The organism is Chlorobium sp. KB01, assembly GCF_001975465.1.
GTDB lineage: Bacteria > Bacteroidota > Chlorobiia > Chlorobiales > Chlorobiaceae > Chlorobium.
The window spans coordinates 82,906-97,786 of the sequence record NZ_MPJE01000066.1; the positions used below are offsets into that span (position 1 = coordinate 82,906).

General features: G+C 49.9%; 11 protein-coding genes. 3 read left to right on the forward strand and 8 right to left on the reverse strand.

Annotated features, from left to right (window positions below; genetic code table 11):
- Positions 1-7: 7 nt before the first annotated feature.
- The 8 genes from waaF to BOO20_RS06960 form a co-directional block, all read right to left on the reverse strand.
- Positions 8-988, reverse strand: coding sequence for a lipopolysaccharide heptosyltransferase II (gene waaF / locus BOO20_RS06925; protein ID WP_076791603.1), 981 nt, complete (start codon positions 986-988; stop codon positions 8-10).
- Between the two features lie 57 nt (positions 989-1,045).
- Positions 1,046-1,915, reverse strand: a complete 870-nt coding sequence (locus BOO20_RS06930) for a glycosyltransferase (RefSeq protein ID WP_076791604.1) — start codon at positions 1,913-1,915, stop codon at positions 1,046-1,048.
- A 2-nt stretch (positions 1,916-1,917) separates the two neighbouring features.
- Complete coding sequence (locus BOO20_RS06935; RefSeq protein WP_076791605.1) at positions 1,918-2,730, reverse strand: glycosyltransferase family 2 protein; 813 nt, start codon at positions 2,728-2,730, stop codon at positions 1,918-1,920.
- Positions 2,702-3,460 (reverse strand): glycosyltransferase family 2 protein, encoded by a 759-nt coding sequence (locus BOO20_RS06940; protein ID WP_076791607.1) that lies wholly within the window; start codon positions 3,458-3,460, stop codon positions 2,702-2,704. Before BOO20_RS06940 ends, BOO20_RS06935 begins: the two co-directional genes overlap by 29 nt.
- The gene (locus BOO20_RS06945; RefSeq protein WP_083694588.1) at positions 3,439-4,533 is read right to left on the reverse strand and encodes a glycosyltransferase family 9 protein; all 1,095 of its coding nucleotides are present in this window, start codon (positions 4,531-4,533) and stop codon (positions 3,439-3,441) included. The genes BOO20_RS06940 and BOO20_RS06945 overlap by 22 nt, the downstream gene beginning before the upstream one ends.
- Before the next feature lie 70 nt (positions 4,534-4,603).
- A complete protein-coding gene (locus BOO20_RS06950) occupies positions 4,604-5,431 on the reverse strand; it encodes a glycosyltransferase family 2 protein (protein WP_076791609.1) in 828 nt (275 codons plus the stop codon).
- Positions 5,432-5,491: 60 nt separating this feature from the next.
- Positions 5,492-7,417, reverse strand: coding sequence for an ABC transporter ATP-binding protein (locus BOO20_RS06955; protein ID WP_076791610.1), 1,926 nt, complete (start codon positions 7,415-7,417; stop codon positions 5,492-5,494).
- Between the two features lie 91 nt (positions 7,418-7,508).
- Positions 7,509-8,414 carry a lysophospholipid acyltransferase family protein gene (locus BOO20_RS06960; RefSeq protein ID WP_076791612.1) on the reverse strand — a complete coding sequence of 302 codons (906 nt, stop codon included), beginning with the start codon at positions 8,412-8,414 and terminating at the stop codon, positions 7,509-7,511.
- Between the two features lie 108 nt (positions 8,415-8,522).
- Here BOO20_RS06960 and rfaE2 point away from each other — a divergent pair, with 108 nt between their 5' ends.
- The 3 genes from rfaE2 (at position 8,523) to coaBC (ending at position 14,878) form a co-directional block, all read left to right on the forward strand.
- Positions 8,523-9,044, forward strand: coding sequence for a D-glycero-beta-D-manno-heptose 1-phosphate adenylyltransferase (gene rfaE2, locus BOO20_RS06965; protein ID WP_076791667.1), 522 nt, complete (start codon positions 8,523-8,525; stop codon positions 9,042-9,044).
- Positions 9,031-13,566, forward strand: coding sequence for a translocation/assembly module TamB (locus BOO20_RS06970; protein ID WP_076791614.1), 4,536 nt, complete (start codon positions 9,031-9,033; stop codon positions 13,564-13,566). The genes rfaE2 and BOO20_RS06970 overlap by 14 nt, the downstream gene beginning before the upstream one ends.
- 64 nt (positions 13,567-13,630) lie before the next feature.
- Positions 13,631-14,878 carry a bifunctional phosphopantothenoylcysteine decarboxylase/phosphopantothenate--cysteine ligase CoaBC gene (coaBC, locus tag BOO20_RS06975; protein ID WP_076791615.1) on the forward strand — a complete coding sequence of 416 codons (1,248 nt, stop codon included), beginning with the start codon at positions 13,631-13,633 and terminating at the stop codon, positions 14,876-14,878.
- The last annotated feature ends 3 nt before the right edge of the window (positions 14,879-14,881 follow it).

Here is a 14,881-nt window from a genome sequence, read left to right on the forward strand (position 1 = left end):
CTCTCCCTCAATTGCAGGCCTCTTGAGTGGCTGAATGTCCGGGTAATCCACACAATTTCTCCATTGCCTCCGCTACAGCTTCCGGAGTAATGTTTGCAAGACAGCGATAGTGGTGATACTTGCAGGTTCTCTGGAAACAGGGGGCACATGGCTCGGGAAAGTTCATGGCAATGCTTTTTTTCCCGAGAGGACCCGTCCAGACCGGGCTTGTGGAACCGAAAAGGCCGATGACCGGAGTGCCGATATAGCCGGCAAGATGCATCAGCCCGGAATCGTTCGAGACCACTCCGCGAGCAGATGACATGATCGCAGCAACCTCCTTCAGCGAAGTCCTTCCGGTAAGGTCCGTAACTCTTCCGGGCGCCATGCCTGCGATCTCCTCTGCCGACTGCCGGTCTTCTTTCATTCCAAGAACAACAATAGTATGGCGCTCCTGCAGCCTTGCCAGTTCAGCAAAGTGAGGCCATTTCTTGGCCGGCCCGTATGCCGCCCCGGGGCAGTAGACAATTGAACCGGCGTGACTCCAGCCTGGCTCAACCTGTACACCCATCCACTCTTCAGGGGGATGATATGGCATATCAAGAATGGCGGCATATTCTCTGGTAATATGCATCAGCTTGTTGTCACTGAACTCTTCGGAAACCGGATCGGTCAAAAGAAAACGCCTCATCTCTTCCGGCAGGCCTCGCCTGAGCGGCACCCCTGTCTTCATAGCAAACCATGCCGAAGAAAATGAAAAAGGGATGAGGTAGAAGGCGTGAAACCTCCCGTTGCGCACAGCATTCAGCGTACGCTTGCGCTCTTCGGCACTGCTCCGGAGATACTCAATCCGGGGCAGATCGCAGAGCTCTCCTACCAGGCCGCTCATCTGAGGCGGCACCAGAAGCGTGGTCTCTGATCGACGGCTTTCGGGCAGTCTCATGACCAGTGAAAGGGCAAGGAGCATGTCGCCAATCCAGTTCGGCAGAAGGACAATGGAAGGGTTCATAAACGAACTGCAAATGGTGGAGAAACTGTCTGCTGTGAATGCCGTCGGCAGTGATGGTCACTCACGGGTTACTCGATCAAAATGTTTTTTACTCAATTCCATCCCGAACCACCGTTCAAGATGGAGCATCAACCGGTGTTTTTTCTCCCGCCGGGTCAATATATGGCCGGGATTGGCCCGAAAAAGGCCCTTCTCTTTCGGAAGCCAGTCACGAATAACTGCAGGATGGGAACCCCTGAACTCGCGGACAATCTTCTGATCAATCTCACCATAGTCAATCCTGCTATGGTTTTTATTCCAGTACTTCTGAACGTTTTCCGATTTCCGGTTCATCGCCTCCTCGCTCCGGACCCATCCGTAGTGATAGATCGAGGCCCCGGTATGAGCACTCTTCGGATAGCGTGAAACCTTGTTATTGTCGGTAAGCACATGCCAGAAAAGCCCGTCAGGAGCTGTCGTTCTTATGGAGTTTCTGATGATTCTGGCAGCACGGCGGTACCAGCCGGGTGAATCGAGATAACTGTTCGCATTGCCATAGAAATGATAATAGTCGAAAGTGAGAGCCTCGATTCGCTCATCATCCAGATGGGTTCGGCATGCATCGACAATTTTTGTCAGCTCCTCTTCATGAACAATTTCGTCTCCCTCAAGATAGAAGGCCCAGTCGCCTGTACAGTTGAACTGTGCAATCATTTTCTGCTGACCGTAGACATAACCGCCAACCTTCATCCTGTCATTCCAGTGCGACTGGATGATCCGTATCTTCGGATCATTGATCTGCCGGATTCGATCAAGAGTGTCATCATCACTCACACCGACGTTGACAACAAACTCATCAACAATCGGCAGCACGGAACGAATTGATTCCGTGTAGGGAAAACCGAAGATGGTTCCGTTTTTGATAAAGGTAAAGGCGCTGATTTTCATAATTATCTCTTTGCCAGGTATTTATCGATGCCATTCGGGCAGGTGGCGAGCCTGCCGACGACAGCCTGTTCAAGTAAACGATCATTTTCAGAGAGCAGGTGCTTCGGGTTCTCCGGATGCCAGAGATGCGATGCAATGGCGCTGAACCTGACATTTCGGCGGAGAATGCCGCTGTTGATGAGCCGGGCGGCAAATTCACTGTCCTCGCGTCCCCATCCGATAAAATCCTCATTGAATCCGTTGATGCGGATGCAGTCGTTTCTGAAAAACGACATATTACAGCTTCGTATACCGTTCAGGGAGCCGCTTTTCAAGGCAAGAAGCTTTGAAAGCAGCGGTAAGTGCAGAACATTTTTACGGTTTTCAAGCCCCTTTTCGAAGAGGGAGACGGTGATATTCTTCGTAACGAACCGATTCAGGGTATTCTCCTTCGAAAGCAGCACTCTTGAACCCTGAATGAAAGTACCTGCAAGCGCCAGCCGTTTATGGTCCTTGATGAAGTCGCGATGCATCAGTATATCTCCGTCAACGATCACGATGTAATTGCCCTTTGCCGCAGCAATCGCCCTGTTCCTCGAAGAGGCGGCCCGGAACCCCAGGTCTTCCTGCCAGAGGTGAACCATCGGCACTCTCGAACGAACCCTGTGAGTTTCAATGAGCAGTGCGGTATCGCTTGTACTGCCGTCGTCGGCAACAAGGATTTCAGAGGGCGGCTCGGACTGCGCAAGTGCACTCCGGATGGCAAGATCCAGCAGATCAGGTGCGTTGTAGGTAGTGATGACCAGACTACAGGCTGTGAGATCTGTCGGATTCATAGAGCTTGATGTATTTGTAAAAAACCCCGTTCGCATTTGAAATCGAGATCAGAAGCCCCTCGTAACCGTAAAGCCACCCTTTCTTGAGCAGGTAGGACTTGAAAAAGGTGAGTACTCCGTAGAAGAGCGCCTTGAAGGGGGAGGCTTTTTTCCGACCACGATGCTCCTCAGCCCAGAGCGTGGAGTAGTGCTGCATTTTCTGGACGAGCTGCGACGCATTGTCGTAGGGATAATGGTTCAACCTGCCCTTCAGAAGCTCCGTTTGAAGCTGGTCATCCATTTTGAGCCCTTCATGAACCAGCTTGTCGTCGTATCGGGTACGCTTCCTGTTGAAGAGCCGCTGGACCTGATCGTTCTGCCAGCCGCAGCCACAAATCAGCCTTCGGCGGTAATGGTTATCACGCTCCACAGCATAGATGCGGCTGCTGTCCAGCTTGAGACTCAAAATCTCGGCCGACAGTTCCGGAGTAACAATTTCATCGCTGTCAACCGAGAAGATCCAGTCGTTGGCAGCCTTGTCAATCGCAATGTTCTTCATCGGGCCAAACCCGGTGAAGGGGTGCTCGAAGAGTCGGACGTTCCTGAAGCGTGAAGCGACAGCAATTGTATCATCGGTCGATCCATTGTCGACAACGACAACGTCCGTAAACACCTCAAGCGCACCGAGGCACTCGGCAAGCAAGGCTGCGGAATTCTTGGTAAGGATCGTTACCGAAATGTTGTTAGCCAATGCTCAATTTCGTTAGTGATGAGATCGGGATCAATATGGTAAAGGCATTCGCTGACACCATGTTGATCATCGCAACCAGCGCGACCGCAGGAGACGCAGGGCATGTCAGCCTGAAAGATGGTAATGTTGCCATAAGTCTGCAAAGGCCTGTTCAGCCTGGTTCCGGTGTGGAGTTCGTTGCACCAGGGAGACCACATGCCTGGAATTGTCGGGCCGAAAATGGCAAAAATACGTTTGTTCTGCGAAGCAGCAATATGCATGTTCAGCGTATCGGCTCCAATATAAGCAAGGGATCGATCACTCAGCGCAATCAATTCATCCATACTTGTCCTGCCGATAAAATCATGAACATTTTCAAGCTTCGGCAGTGTTCCTTTTATCTCAAGGTCAAGCAGGCTTTTGCCACCGGTGACAACTATCGGTATGCCGAAACTGTTCAGGCGCTCAAACAGAGTGTTTCTGAGCCGCTCGGGATATACCTTGTAGTTATACTGTGCTCCGGGGTGAACAATAAGAAATTCGCCGATACCGGCCCCTTCCAGCATCTGCCTGACACGTTCGTCAGCCTGCGGGGAGTGGCAGGAGCTGATGGTCGGCTTGCCGGAACCAATACCCAGAAGGTCAAGAGCGGTGGTATTGTTCTCAATGATGTGCCGGGTCGCATCAAACTCGTAATGGGCCGAAAGAAAGAGGCGCTTCCACCAGGATTTTTTCCGGTCAGGCTCCACTGCGCTTATGGCTCTTCGCCCGGAAAGCAGGGCAAACAGAACTGAACGGTCACTTGCCGTCAGATTGATACTCAAGTCATAGCGGCGGGAAATCCTTTTCAGCAGATCAGCAGTCTGGGAACCCCTCCCCTTGCCCGCGACATTGTAGGAGAAGAGATGTATCTGTTTTATATGCGGAAGCGTCCCGGCTATAGCAAGCGTGTCGCTGTTGACCAGCAGATCGATGTCCGGGCAGCCATAAACACGGAAAAGCACCTCGATCAACGGCGAACTCAGAAAGACATCGCCGTTGGAGCGTTGTACAATAACAAGTATGTGTCGCGGATTGCCTTTATGCATGGTCATCGCTCAAATACGGCTGCCGCAGCAAACATTAAACCCCTTAGAGTATTCCATATCATCAATGGCCGGATGATCAACGAAGCTCCCATGCTCCATCCCTGCGTATCATATGCAGTGAACAGCCTGTTCCTGCCCGTTCATCGCTGATCCATTTCCTGAAAATAAACCTTGACACAAATTTATCCCGCTTCCTTGACCACCATTTTGAACCAACCCTGGAGCGGAAATAGTTGAGGTCTCCGAGAGATTTCTGTCCCGTCTTCTGCTTGATGGCCTTCTGGGTAATAGAGCCGAAGTGGTGAAAGACCGAATCACCGACAATCCCGACCGGAATCCCTGCTCGCCGGCAGCGGAAGAAAAACTCGGCATCTTCATATCCCCCCAGACGCCGGTCGGTGTCAGGAAAACCGATTTTCTCAGTAACGCTCCGATGAATAGCAAAACAGACCCCATGGAAGCGCCCCCGACGAATCATACCGGACATGTTTTTCTGGAATTTCGAAGCAAAATCCTCAAAATCGTAGTCGTTCGGCCCCTCAAGCAGCGCCGGACTTACGACTCCAAGCTTTTCACGTTCTGCTGCATCAAGCAGGTTATGGATCGCTTCAGGCCCCGAAAGCACATCGTTATTGAGCAGTACTATCCATTCGGCATCCGGACTGAGAACCACGCCCTGAGCCCAGGCACAGCCGCAACCGAGATTGATCTTGTTACGGAGATGTTTCAATTCGGAATGTTGCGCCAGCCAGAGCGGTGTTTCATCGCTGCTGGCGTTGTCGATAATCAGGATCTCATCAGTTTCGACATGTTGCCTGAGCAGGCTTTCAACACACTGCGATGTGTAATGAAGCTGGTTGAATACCGGAATGACGACAACAAAACGATTTGGAATATTTGCCATGGTTGCGGAAGGATTGAAGGGATAAAAGAGCACCCGTACCAGTCGGCATTGGCGGTATATTCAGGAAGCAACCGGCGTCCGTTCGGACTCCTGCGTCTTGCCGGAAAACTGAATATCATAGAGCTGCCGGTATAACCCGCCAAGAGCGAGAAGCTCTTCATGACTTCCGGATTCAACCGCTCTCCCCCTCTCCATGACAATGATCCTGTCGGCATTCCTGACAGTTGAGAGCCGGTGAGCGACAACCAGAGCCGTACGGTTTTCAAGGGCATGGTCTATTGCCTCCTGCACTACCTTTTCGGATTCATTATCAAGAGCACTGGTCGCCTCATCAAAAACCAGCAGTTCAGGATTCTTCACCATGGCACGGGCAATAGCCAGCCGCTGTCGCTGTCCGCCTGAAAGCTGTACCCCACGGTCTCCGATCAGGGTATCATACTGCTCGGGTTTTTCCTCAATGAACTGATGGGCATTGGCCATTTTTGCCGCCATGATTACCTTCTCCTGGCTGATCTCTCCATGGATCCCGTAGGCAATGTTCTCCTTGATGGTATCATTGAAAAGAATCACCTCCTGGCTGACCACACCGATCATCCGGCGCAACTGCTTGAAGTCATACTCCCGGATATCGATCCCGTCAATGGTAATACGGCCTGAATCAACATCATAAAAACGCAGAAGAAGATCGACCGTCGTCGACTTTCCTGATCCCGACTGTCCGACCAGTGCAACCATCTCCCCTTTCTTCAGTTCAAAAGAGACATGGTCAAGCACATTGGGAGCATCTGCCTCCTTGCTGTATTTAAACGAGACGTCCTCAAAGCGGATCTCATGGGAAAAACCTGTTATGGAGCAACTCCCGTTACTGATATCCGGCACCGTATCAAGCAGCTCAAAGAGCCGTTCAGCAGAGGCCTTTCCGACAGCCATCTGGCTACTGATATCTCCGAATTTCTTGATCGGTCCCATGGTGGAGTAGAGTGTAAAGGCAAAGAGAATCAGTTCTGAGGAGGTCATCCTTCCCTCAAAGACCTGCAATCCACCAAACCAGAGCACGAGGGCAATGGCCGCAACCAGCAGCGTTTCATTAACCGGACTGATAATATTACGAAGTCTTGCAATCCGGATATCGAGTTTCCGGAAATCCCTTGTAAACGATTGAAAACGCTGAAGTTCGACATTTTCAAATGCACTTGACTTGATAACCTTGATCCCGCTGAACTTCTCCTGCAAGACCGAGTTCATATCACCCATTTTTGTGCGGAACGCTGCCGCCAGACCCTTCACCTGCTTGCCGATTATGCTGATCACAAAAAATATCAGCAGCGAAGTCACCGTTGCAAAAAGCGTAAGCTTCCAGCTCAAAACAAGAAGGACACAAGCGTAAACAACCACCGCAAACGGGTTCTGCAGAAAATTGACAAAGGTGGAACTTACCGATTCATTAACCGTCTGAACGTCGTTGTAAACCAGATTCATCAGATTGCCAACCCTGTTCTTGTTAAAATAATCCAGGTGCATCTCAATGATATTATTGAATACATCATCGCGGAGCTGTTTGGCCGTCTTGGTCTGAATCCGGTAGAGGAGCTGACCGTTCATATAGACAAACAGGTTTTTTACGGCAAATGCACCTATGAGAAAGAGACAGATATTGAGCAGGGTTCTCTCTTTGGTCTCGGCATGAAACGCTTCTGCAAAGGACTCCGTCACCGAAGCCTTGAGCTTTTCGGTATCAAAGCCATTAAAAACAACCGGAACCTGGTCGGAACTTTTTTCAGGCGCCCTGCTCTGCAGCGCGGCAGTTTCAGGGGGGACCGAACCCGCAATCGTGCGGTCGGCAGTAAAAACCGCATTCAGAAGAGGAAGGACTGAATAGATTGAAACAACCCCGAGCAGCGAGGTCATGATGCTGACAACCAGAACAAGTGCAATCTTGCCTTTTGAGGGGAGCAGATAGCGAACAATCCTTGATAATACTTTCATAAAGAGGTTATTGTGACAGCCAGCAATGCCCGAACGCAATCTACATTTTCAGCCCCTCTTATACAAAAAGGAGCCAGCGGTAAAACCCGCCTCAGGGTTCCGTTCGCTTCCAGCGATTATGCAGCCAGAACCACTCTTCAGGATATTTATAAATATAGCGTTCAATCACCTTTGTATACCGGCGGGCAAGCTCTTCGGCATCCGCCTTTTCACGTCCAAGATCACTCATATCAATCTCTTCTATATCGATGGTATACCGTCCATTGCCTATACTGCGACACATCACAACAAAGAGCGGCACTCCTGCTTTCAGGGCAAGAAAGGCCGGACCAAGAAATACTGCGGTCCTTCTTCCGAGAAACTCGGTAAAAAATGATCCCCCCGAATCAGACTGATCACCGAGAATTGTTACTATCCCCCCTTCCCGGAGCGTTCGCAACCCCGTGCGAAGCGCCTGCCAGTCATAGACGATCCTGTTCCCCTGCATCGTCCTCCAGCTATTGATTTTACGATCAATGGCATGATTCTTCAGCTCCTTTACCACGATAGTAAAAGGGGCCATCAACAGTCCGGAACAGAGCGCCATCAGCTCCCAGTTGCCAAAATGAGCTGATACGATCACGCATCCCCTCTTCTTCTCCAGAGTTTCAGAGAGCAGAAGACGAGCATCAAGATCAAGAAGCCGTGCGGCATCTTCAGCGGTTTTGATCATGGGAAGACGGAGTACTTCAATGAAATTCTCTGCCTGGTTCCGGTAAACCTGATGGGCAATCGCCGTAATCTCCCCGCTCTGTTTTTCAGGAAAAACAAGGGCAAGATTCTCTTCAACAAGTGAACGCCTCATTTTAAGCACCCTGTAGACAAAATCACCCAGCGCACGAGCCAACGCACTTGAGTGTTTACGGCTTATCGTTCTGACGAACCAGCCGATCATCATAATTAAACCATAAAGCACCCGATCGGCCACCCCGTCACTATCCTCCCAGCTTCGCTTCATGGAAAACCTGTATTTTAGCATGCGGACAATCGAAGAGTATACGCTAAATTGAAAAAAAATTCGGCCAATTATCTTTTCATACTCTACCGGGCAAAGTATAGCAAAAAGATGGCAACTATGCATGGTTCCCATAAGCTGCTGAGCCGGAATGAGGCTCTTGTCAATGTACGGGCATGGCAGGCTGACGGTAAAAAAGTTGTATTTACAAACGGCTGCTTTGATATCCTGCATGCCGGACACGTCGAGTATCTTGCTGCTGCAAAACAACTTGGAGATATCCTTCTGATCGGCCTCAACAGTGATGCTTCAGTAAGAAGGCTGAAAGGAGTGCATCGTCCTGTCTGTTCTGAAGCCGACCGGGCCGCCGTACTTGCGGCACTTCAGGCGGTCGATGCGGTTACCCTTTTTGAAGAAGATACGCCCGAATCGCTTATCAATCTTCTCTTGCCGGATATTCTGGTCAAAGGAGCCGACTGGGCTGTTGAACAGATTGCCGGAGCAAAAGCTGTCCTGGAAAATGGCGGCAAAGTACTGACCGTACCACTGCTCGAAGGCCGTTCAACAAGCAATATTATAGATAAAATTCTTCAGCTCTACACTAACCCATCACCCGGCAGTGGAAAGGATTAAACGCTACACCATCAAACTGCTGACAGTTTTCACGGCATTCATTTTTCTTCTGTCGCTTGTCGCTCTGTTTGTTCTGAACAGCGGAGTCATTGACCTGCTGGTCAAAGAGCGGGCAACTGCTCTTTTTAACGAAAACTTTGTCGGTCGTCTTGAACTCGGCGAACTTCACCTGAAGTTCCCCAACAGTGTCACCCTGATTAACCCCCGTATATACAGCCCCGGCGAAGCGGTTCCTGCGCTTGAAGCGCGCAAAGTTTCAGCAAAAGTAAACTTCCTCACCTTCCTCCAGCCTGAAATCAGAAAACTCTATTTGCGGCGGCTTGTTGCCGATTCGCTGAACGCGAGAGTTATCGAACAGGAAAACGGCAAACTCAATATTGAACAGCTCTTTGCTTTTCGCGATCCCAATATAAAGCAGGCTCCACTGGATCATTTTTTCAGCAAAAAACTGCAACTGAAAAACAGCACGCTCACCTATACCGGAAAGAAGAGCAACCCGAACGCCCTTCAGCTTTCGGTGAACCATATCAACCTGGAACTCACATCGTTCACCATAAAGGAAAAATTTCTGAAGGGCAAACTTGATACACTCCGGCTCAGACTCACACTCCCCCGCGAAAACATCACCCTGCACCAGGCATCGGGCAGTTTTCTCTTTTCGGAAAACCGCGCAGAAATAATTGCACTGAAAGCCGAGGCAAATAAAAGCAAAGCTGAACTCTCGGCCACTTTTGACAATTTTACGATCTTCTCCTCCCTGATTCAAAAGCAACTTTTACGCGCCGACTCATTTTTGAATATTCAGGAGCTCTCCCTCCAAAGCAGTGATCTGAAACCGTTTTTTCCGGCACTTCTTCTTCCCGACGGAATGTACACCCTGAAGGGTAACGCAAAAGGAAAAAAAGATAATGTCAAAATCCTGGATGCAAACCTGACACACCTTAAAAACCGCATCATCGTAAAAGGCGAACTGCTCAACCTGCAAAACAGAAATGCCCTGGCTTATCAGCTTGAATGTGACAGCTCAAGGATTGAGGGTGCATTTATCGAGTCTCTCCTGCAGAAGAGTACCTACCGGGAGATCGCAAAAAAAACCGGTAACATTACCTTTCTCGGACGGGTAAAAGGTAATCTGAAAACGGTCAAGTCAGAACTGACCCTTCGAACTGCTCCTGGAGATCTCTCCCTGAATGCAGAGACATCAAAAGAGGGATCGGAACAGTTTTCCTCCAAAGGCACCATGGTGCTGAAAAACCTGAAACCGCAAAAACTGGTTGACGCGGGTGGAGAAAAAAGTCTGATCAACGCATCCGGCAGTTTTGAAGGCGTTATGGTCAACAAAAAGATCAACCGCCTGAAGCTTGACTTGAAGCTGGCCGACTCCTACTGGCAGAATCAGCCGATCAAAGAGGGTAGTATGCTGCTTGACTTCGGTAATGACATGCTGGCAGCTACGGTCTCGCTCAAAAACAATCTCACAACATTCAGCCTTGACGGGGGAGTCGACCTGAAAGATAAAGCAACCCGTTACCAGGCATCCGGCAAGGCCACGGCTCTTGATCTATCAAAAATCCTCGGTTCAGAGCAGTATAAAACCGATCTGAACGGCACATTCAGCATGAATGGATCAGGTGTTGACGCGAAAGCCCTGAATGTTTTTGCCATGATGAAGTTCGCGCCTTCTCAAATCAACAATATCCGGCTGAAAGAGAATTCAAAGGCATCGGTCGAAATTGTACAGAAACCCGGCAGCTCCAGAACCACGATCAACAGTGATTTTTTTGACCTGCTTACCGAAGGAAATTTTTCATTTGACGAGCTGATTGCTCTTGGCAGGCTTGCAGGCTCCGGAATCGCAAGGGAGATCGCATCACAGAATATCTGGCAGTCAACCATGCCTGCTCCTGAAAACAGCTCGGGCAAACTGACAAAACCATTCACGGTCAACTACCTGGTAACAATCAAAGATCTCTCACCCTTTCAGCGACTCTTCCCTGTGGAGGCGCTCTCTGTGAAGGGACGTGCTGAAGGGAGAGCCCTGTACAGTAATGGTGAGTGCTCGATAGAGAGTGCAATCAGAGTCGAACAATTGAAGGCCAAGAACAGTGTGCTCATAGAGAAGCTCGCTATGGCGGCCGGAGTGGAGTGTACTGCCAGCGGGACGAAAAAAGCATCGGTAAATGCAAAGGCAGCATCACTCTCCCTGGCCGGCAAAAAAACAGGTGCAGCCATCTTTACTGCGCTGTATACCCCTTCACGGCTTGAGACCACTCTCGACATCTCCACCCTTGAACCGAAGCAGAACTTTTCGGCAAAATTATCAGCCGCAAAAAGCGGCAGCAGCTATGATTTGACCGTTAACCACCTCTCTCTGAAAGATGCTGAAGGTATCTGGCAGGCATCTGAAAAGTCACATATCATGCTCGGCAGAACTTCAGCACTCTTCAACCGTTTCAGTCTGATGAAAGGGGGTCAGCAGATTGTGCTTAATGGAGAGCTCAGCAATTCTCAGTCAGGTACCTTTCAATGTATACTCTACAAAGTTCAGCTCAGGGAGTTGAGACAGTTAGCCATCAATCCATCACTTGATCTGCTTGCAGGAACCATCAATGCCTCTCTGACAGTCAGCGGTACACCCGGCGCGAAAACAACGGCACTCAAACTGAACGGAGAGGATATCCGCTATGATAAAATCCGGATAGGAACCGTGCAGGGCACAGCTCGGCACAGTTCCGGCCAGCTTCAGTTTGAGATGCATAACAGCTCACCGGGCTCACTGAACAGTGCAAAACCGATAGTGGTAATGAACACGTTCGAGGGAAGCGGAACCATTCCGCTGGAACTCAGTTACTACCCCCTGCACTTCCGGACTGCACCGCAACAACCCATAAGAGTTTCATTCCGATCGGATAATCTTTCCGCGCAGTTGCTCAAATATATAGTTCCCATCGTGGATGATGCCGAAGGCATAATACCGACAACACTCAAAATTGAAGGGAGAACACCGACACCCGATATCTATCTGACAAGCCGGCTGCTTGATACAAAAATCAGAATTGAACCCACCCAGGTCACCTATCTGCTCAATGGGGAGCTCTTTATAACCCCGAAAGCGATCGAACTTCGCGATATCAAAATCCGCGACAATCTCAAGGGCACAGGGCGTATCAACGGCGTGGTAAAACTTGACAAACTGGAACCGGGAGCACTTGCTCTTGAATGCCGGATTGACAATCTGTTACTGTTCAACAAAAAAGACCGGAAGGATGAAACCTCTTTTGGAACCATAACCGGTTCTACAAACAATCTGCTGCTGCATGGCACATTCACCTCCCCGCTTGCCGAAGGAGAGTTGCGTATCAACGCTGCCGATTTCTCTCTCTACCGGGCTGGAGCCAATGAAAGCGCGAAGTATATTGGAGTCAACAAGTTCATTGAATTTGTTCCGCGCTATCCATCACAAAGTTCAGCTGAGATTGCCGGAAGTAACGCAGCTGTTCAACCCGCAGAGTTTTACTATTCACTGCTTGATATCCTCCAGATAAAAAACCTGAGGCTGACAAGTAACGTACCGATCAAGTGCAGTGTAATTTTTGACCGCCTCAGAGGCGAACAGATTGAAACAACGGTAAACAATCTCTCACTTGTTGTCAATAAAACCGATCAGCTCTACCGGCTCTTCGGTTCGGTGAATGTCATCGGAGGTAAATACAAATTTTCCAACTCAAATTTTGACCTGCAGGATGGTGGCAAGGTAGCCTGGAACAACGCTGACATCCGGGGCGGCGTTATGGACAATCTGTATGGAGCCAAATACGTAACTGCTGTAAACCAGCAGACCGCTGAACGGGATAATGTAAAACTGCTGCTTGCCATCACCGGTTCGCTCAATGAACCACAGGTGGAGATGGGCTATTACCTCAACGAGCAGTCTCAACCCTTCTCCTCCCGGAACACCATCGGCGGACAATCAAGCCAGATAGACCCGAACGCGCAGCTGAATGTTATCACCATGCTGCTTTCCAAGCAGTGGTATATCAGACCGGGCAGCAGCAGCCAGAATACCGGCTTTGCATCAAACGTCGGAATATCGACCGGAACCGGTATGATTTCTTCACAGCTCTCAAGAGTCGTGCAGGATATTGCCGGAATCGAAAGCTTCAATGTCAATGTCGGCGTGGACAACCGCGGAGCCCTTAGCGGACTTGATCTGTACTTTGCACTCAACGTCCCCGGTACCGGCGGGAAAGTCCGCTTTGTAGGCACAGGCAGTTCTCCGAGCATGAAACAATCTGTTATGTCAGACTATTACGGTACTGCACAAAAAATCGAATACCGTGTAACTCCGAAAATATACCTGGAAGCCTATCGCTCTTACGGTCAGACCGGAAATGAAACATCGAGCATCAATTTGCAGAAACCTTCGGAAACATGGGGTGCAAGTGTCTCCTACAGGGAGCGGTTCAACTCATGGGATCAGTTCTGGAAACGAATTATCCCTTCATCCGGCAAAAAAAAATAAATCCTGCTGTTTTTGTAAATTGACAGGTTAACCATTCTGAAATAAACCCACAGGAAATAAGCTCTTGAGAGGCAAAAACATCATCATCGGCATCTGCGGCGGCATTGCCGCCTACAAAACGCCGCAACTGGTAAGAGTGTTGAAAAAAGCAGGGGCAAATGTCAGGGTTGCCCTTACCGACGGCGGCGCCCGTTTTGTCAGTGAACTTGCGCTTGCAACCGTTTCCCAGGAGCCTGTCTACCGGAATATATTCCCTCCTGCTGACACACCGGAAACCGATTACACACACCATATCTCGCTTGGCGAGTGGGCCGACGCGCTGGTCATTGCCCCGGCCACAGCCAATACTCTTGCACGGCTGGCCGCAGGCCTTTGCGACGACATGCTCACAGCCTGCTTTCTCACACTGCGGCCAGGCAAACCGGTACTTGTTTTTCCTGCCATGGATGGCCAGATGTTTCTCTCTGCATCAGTGCAGCGAAATATTGCACTCCTTGAAAAACAGGGCTGCCTGGTCTTCAAACCTGAAAGCGGAGAGCTCGCTTCAGGACAATCCGGAACCGGCCGGATGCCCGAGCCCGAAACCATCCATACCCATCTTGAAGAGGCCCTCCACGCAACACAGCAAAAGTCCCCCCTGCAGGGCAGATCCATTGTTGTGACAGCCGGACCGACAAGAGAGAAAATTGATGGCGTGCGCTACATCTCCAACTACTCTTCGGGCAAGATGGGATTCGCCATAGCCGGTGCCGCAGCAAAACGCGGAGCACTGGTCACCCTCATTACAGGCCCGGTTCATCTTGAAACTCCTCCGGGAGTGCAACGCATCGATGTTGAAAGTGCTTTGGAGATGCATGCTGCCGCCCGAACTTTTTTCCAAAGCTGCCATATCTTTATCGGCGCGGCGGCTGTAGCAGATTATCGACCGGCCGCACCATATGAAAGAAAAATGAAAAAAGAGGCCGAAGAGATCGAGATTACGCTTGTAAAAAACCCGGATATCCTTGCAGAGTTCAGCCTGCAGAAAAGCACCAAACAACTTGCCATAGGATTTGCACTCGAAATGCAGTCAGATATCGATAATGCACGCAAGAAACTGGAATCAAAGCAGCTTGACCTGATAGCATTCAACTTTTTTGATCGCAAAACTTCCGGTTTTGAAGTTGATACCAATATTCTGACCCTGATAGAGCGTAGCGGCAAAACAACCGAGCTGCCTCAACTGACAAAACATGACGCGGCAGAGCGGTTGCTTGAGGTCATAGAAAAACAGTGCGAGATAAAGTCTCCTCTCCATAAAAACAGCCGATAATTG

Coding starts and splice junctions, on each gene's coding strand:
- waaF (WP_076791603.1), bottom strand. CDS start 988: ATGAACCCTTCCATTGTCCTTCTGCCGAACTGGATTGGCGACATGCTC.
- BOO20_RS06960 (WP_076791612.1), bottom strand. CDS start 8,414: ATGAAGCGAAGCTGGGAGGATAGTGACGGGGTGGCCGATCGGGTGCTT.
- rfaE2 (WP_076791667.1), top strand. CDS start 8,523: ATGGCAACTATGCATGGTTCCCATAAGCTGCTGAGCCGGAATGAGGCT.
- BOO20_RS06930 (WP_076791604.1), bottom strand. CDS start 1,915: ATGAAAATCAGCGCCTTTACCTTTATCAAAAACGGAACCATCTTCGGT.
- BOO20_RS06950 (WP_076791609.1), bottom strand. CDS start 5,431: ATGGCAAATATTCCAAATCGTTTTGTTGTCGTCATTCCGGTATTCAAC.
- BOO20_RS06935 (WP_076791605.1), bottom strand. CDS start 2,730: ATGAATCCGACAGATCTCACAGCCTGTAGTCTGGTCATCACTACCTAC.
- BOO20_RS06945 (WP_083694588.1), bottom strand. CDS start 4,533: ATGACCATGCATAAAGGCAATCCGCGACACATACTTGTTATTGTACAA.
- BOO20_RS06955 (WP_076791610.1), bottom strand. CDS start 7,417: ATGAAAGTATTATCAAGGATTGTTCGCTATCTGCTCCCCTCAAAAGGC.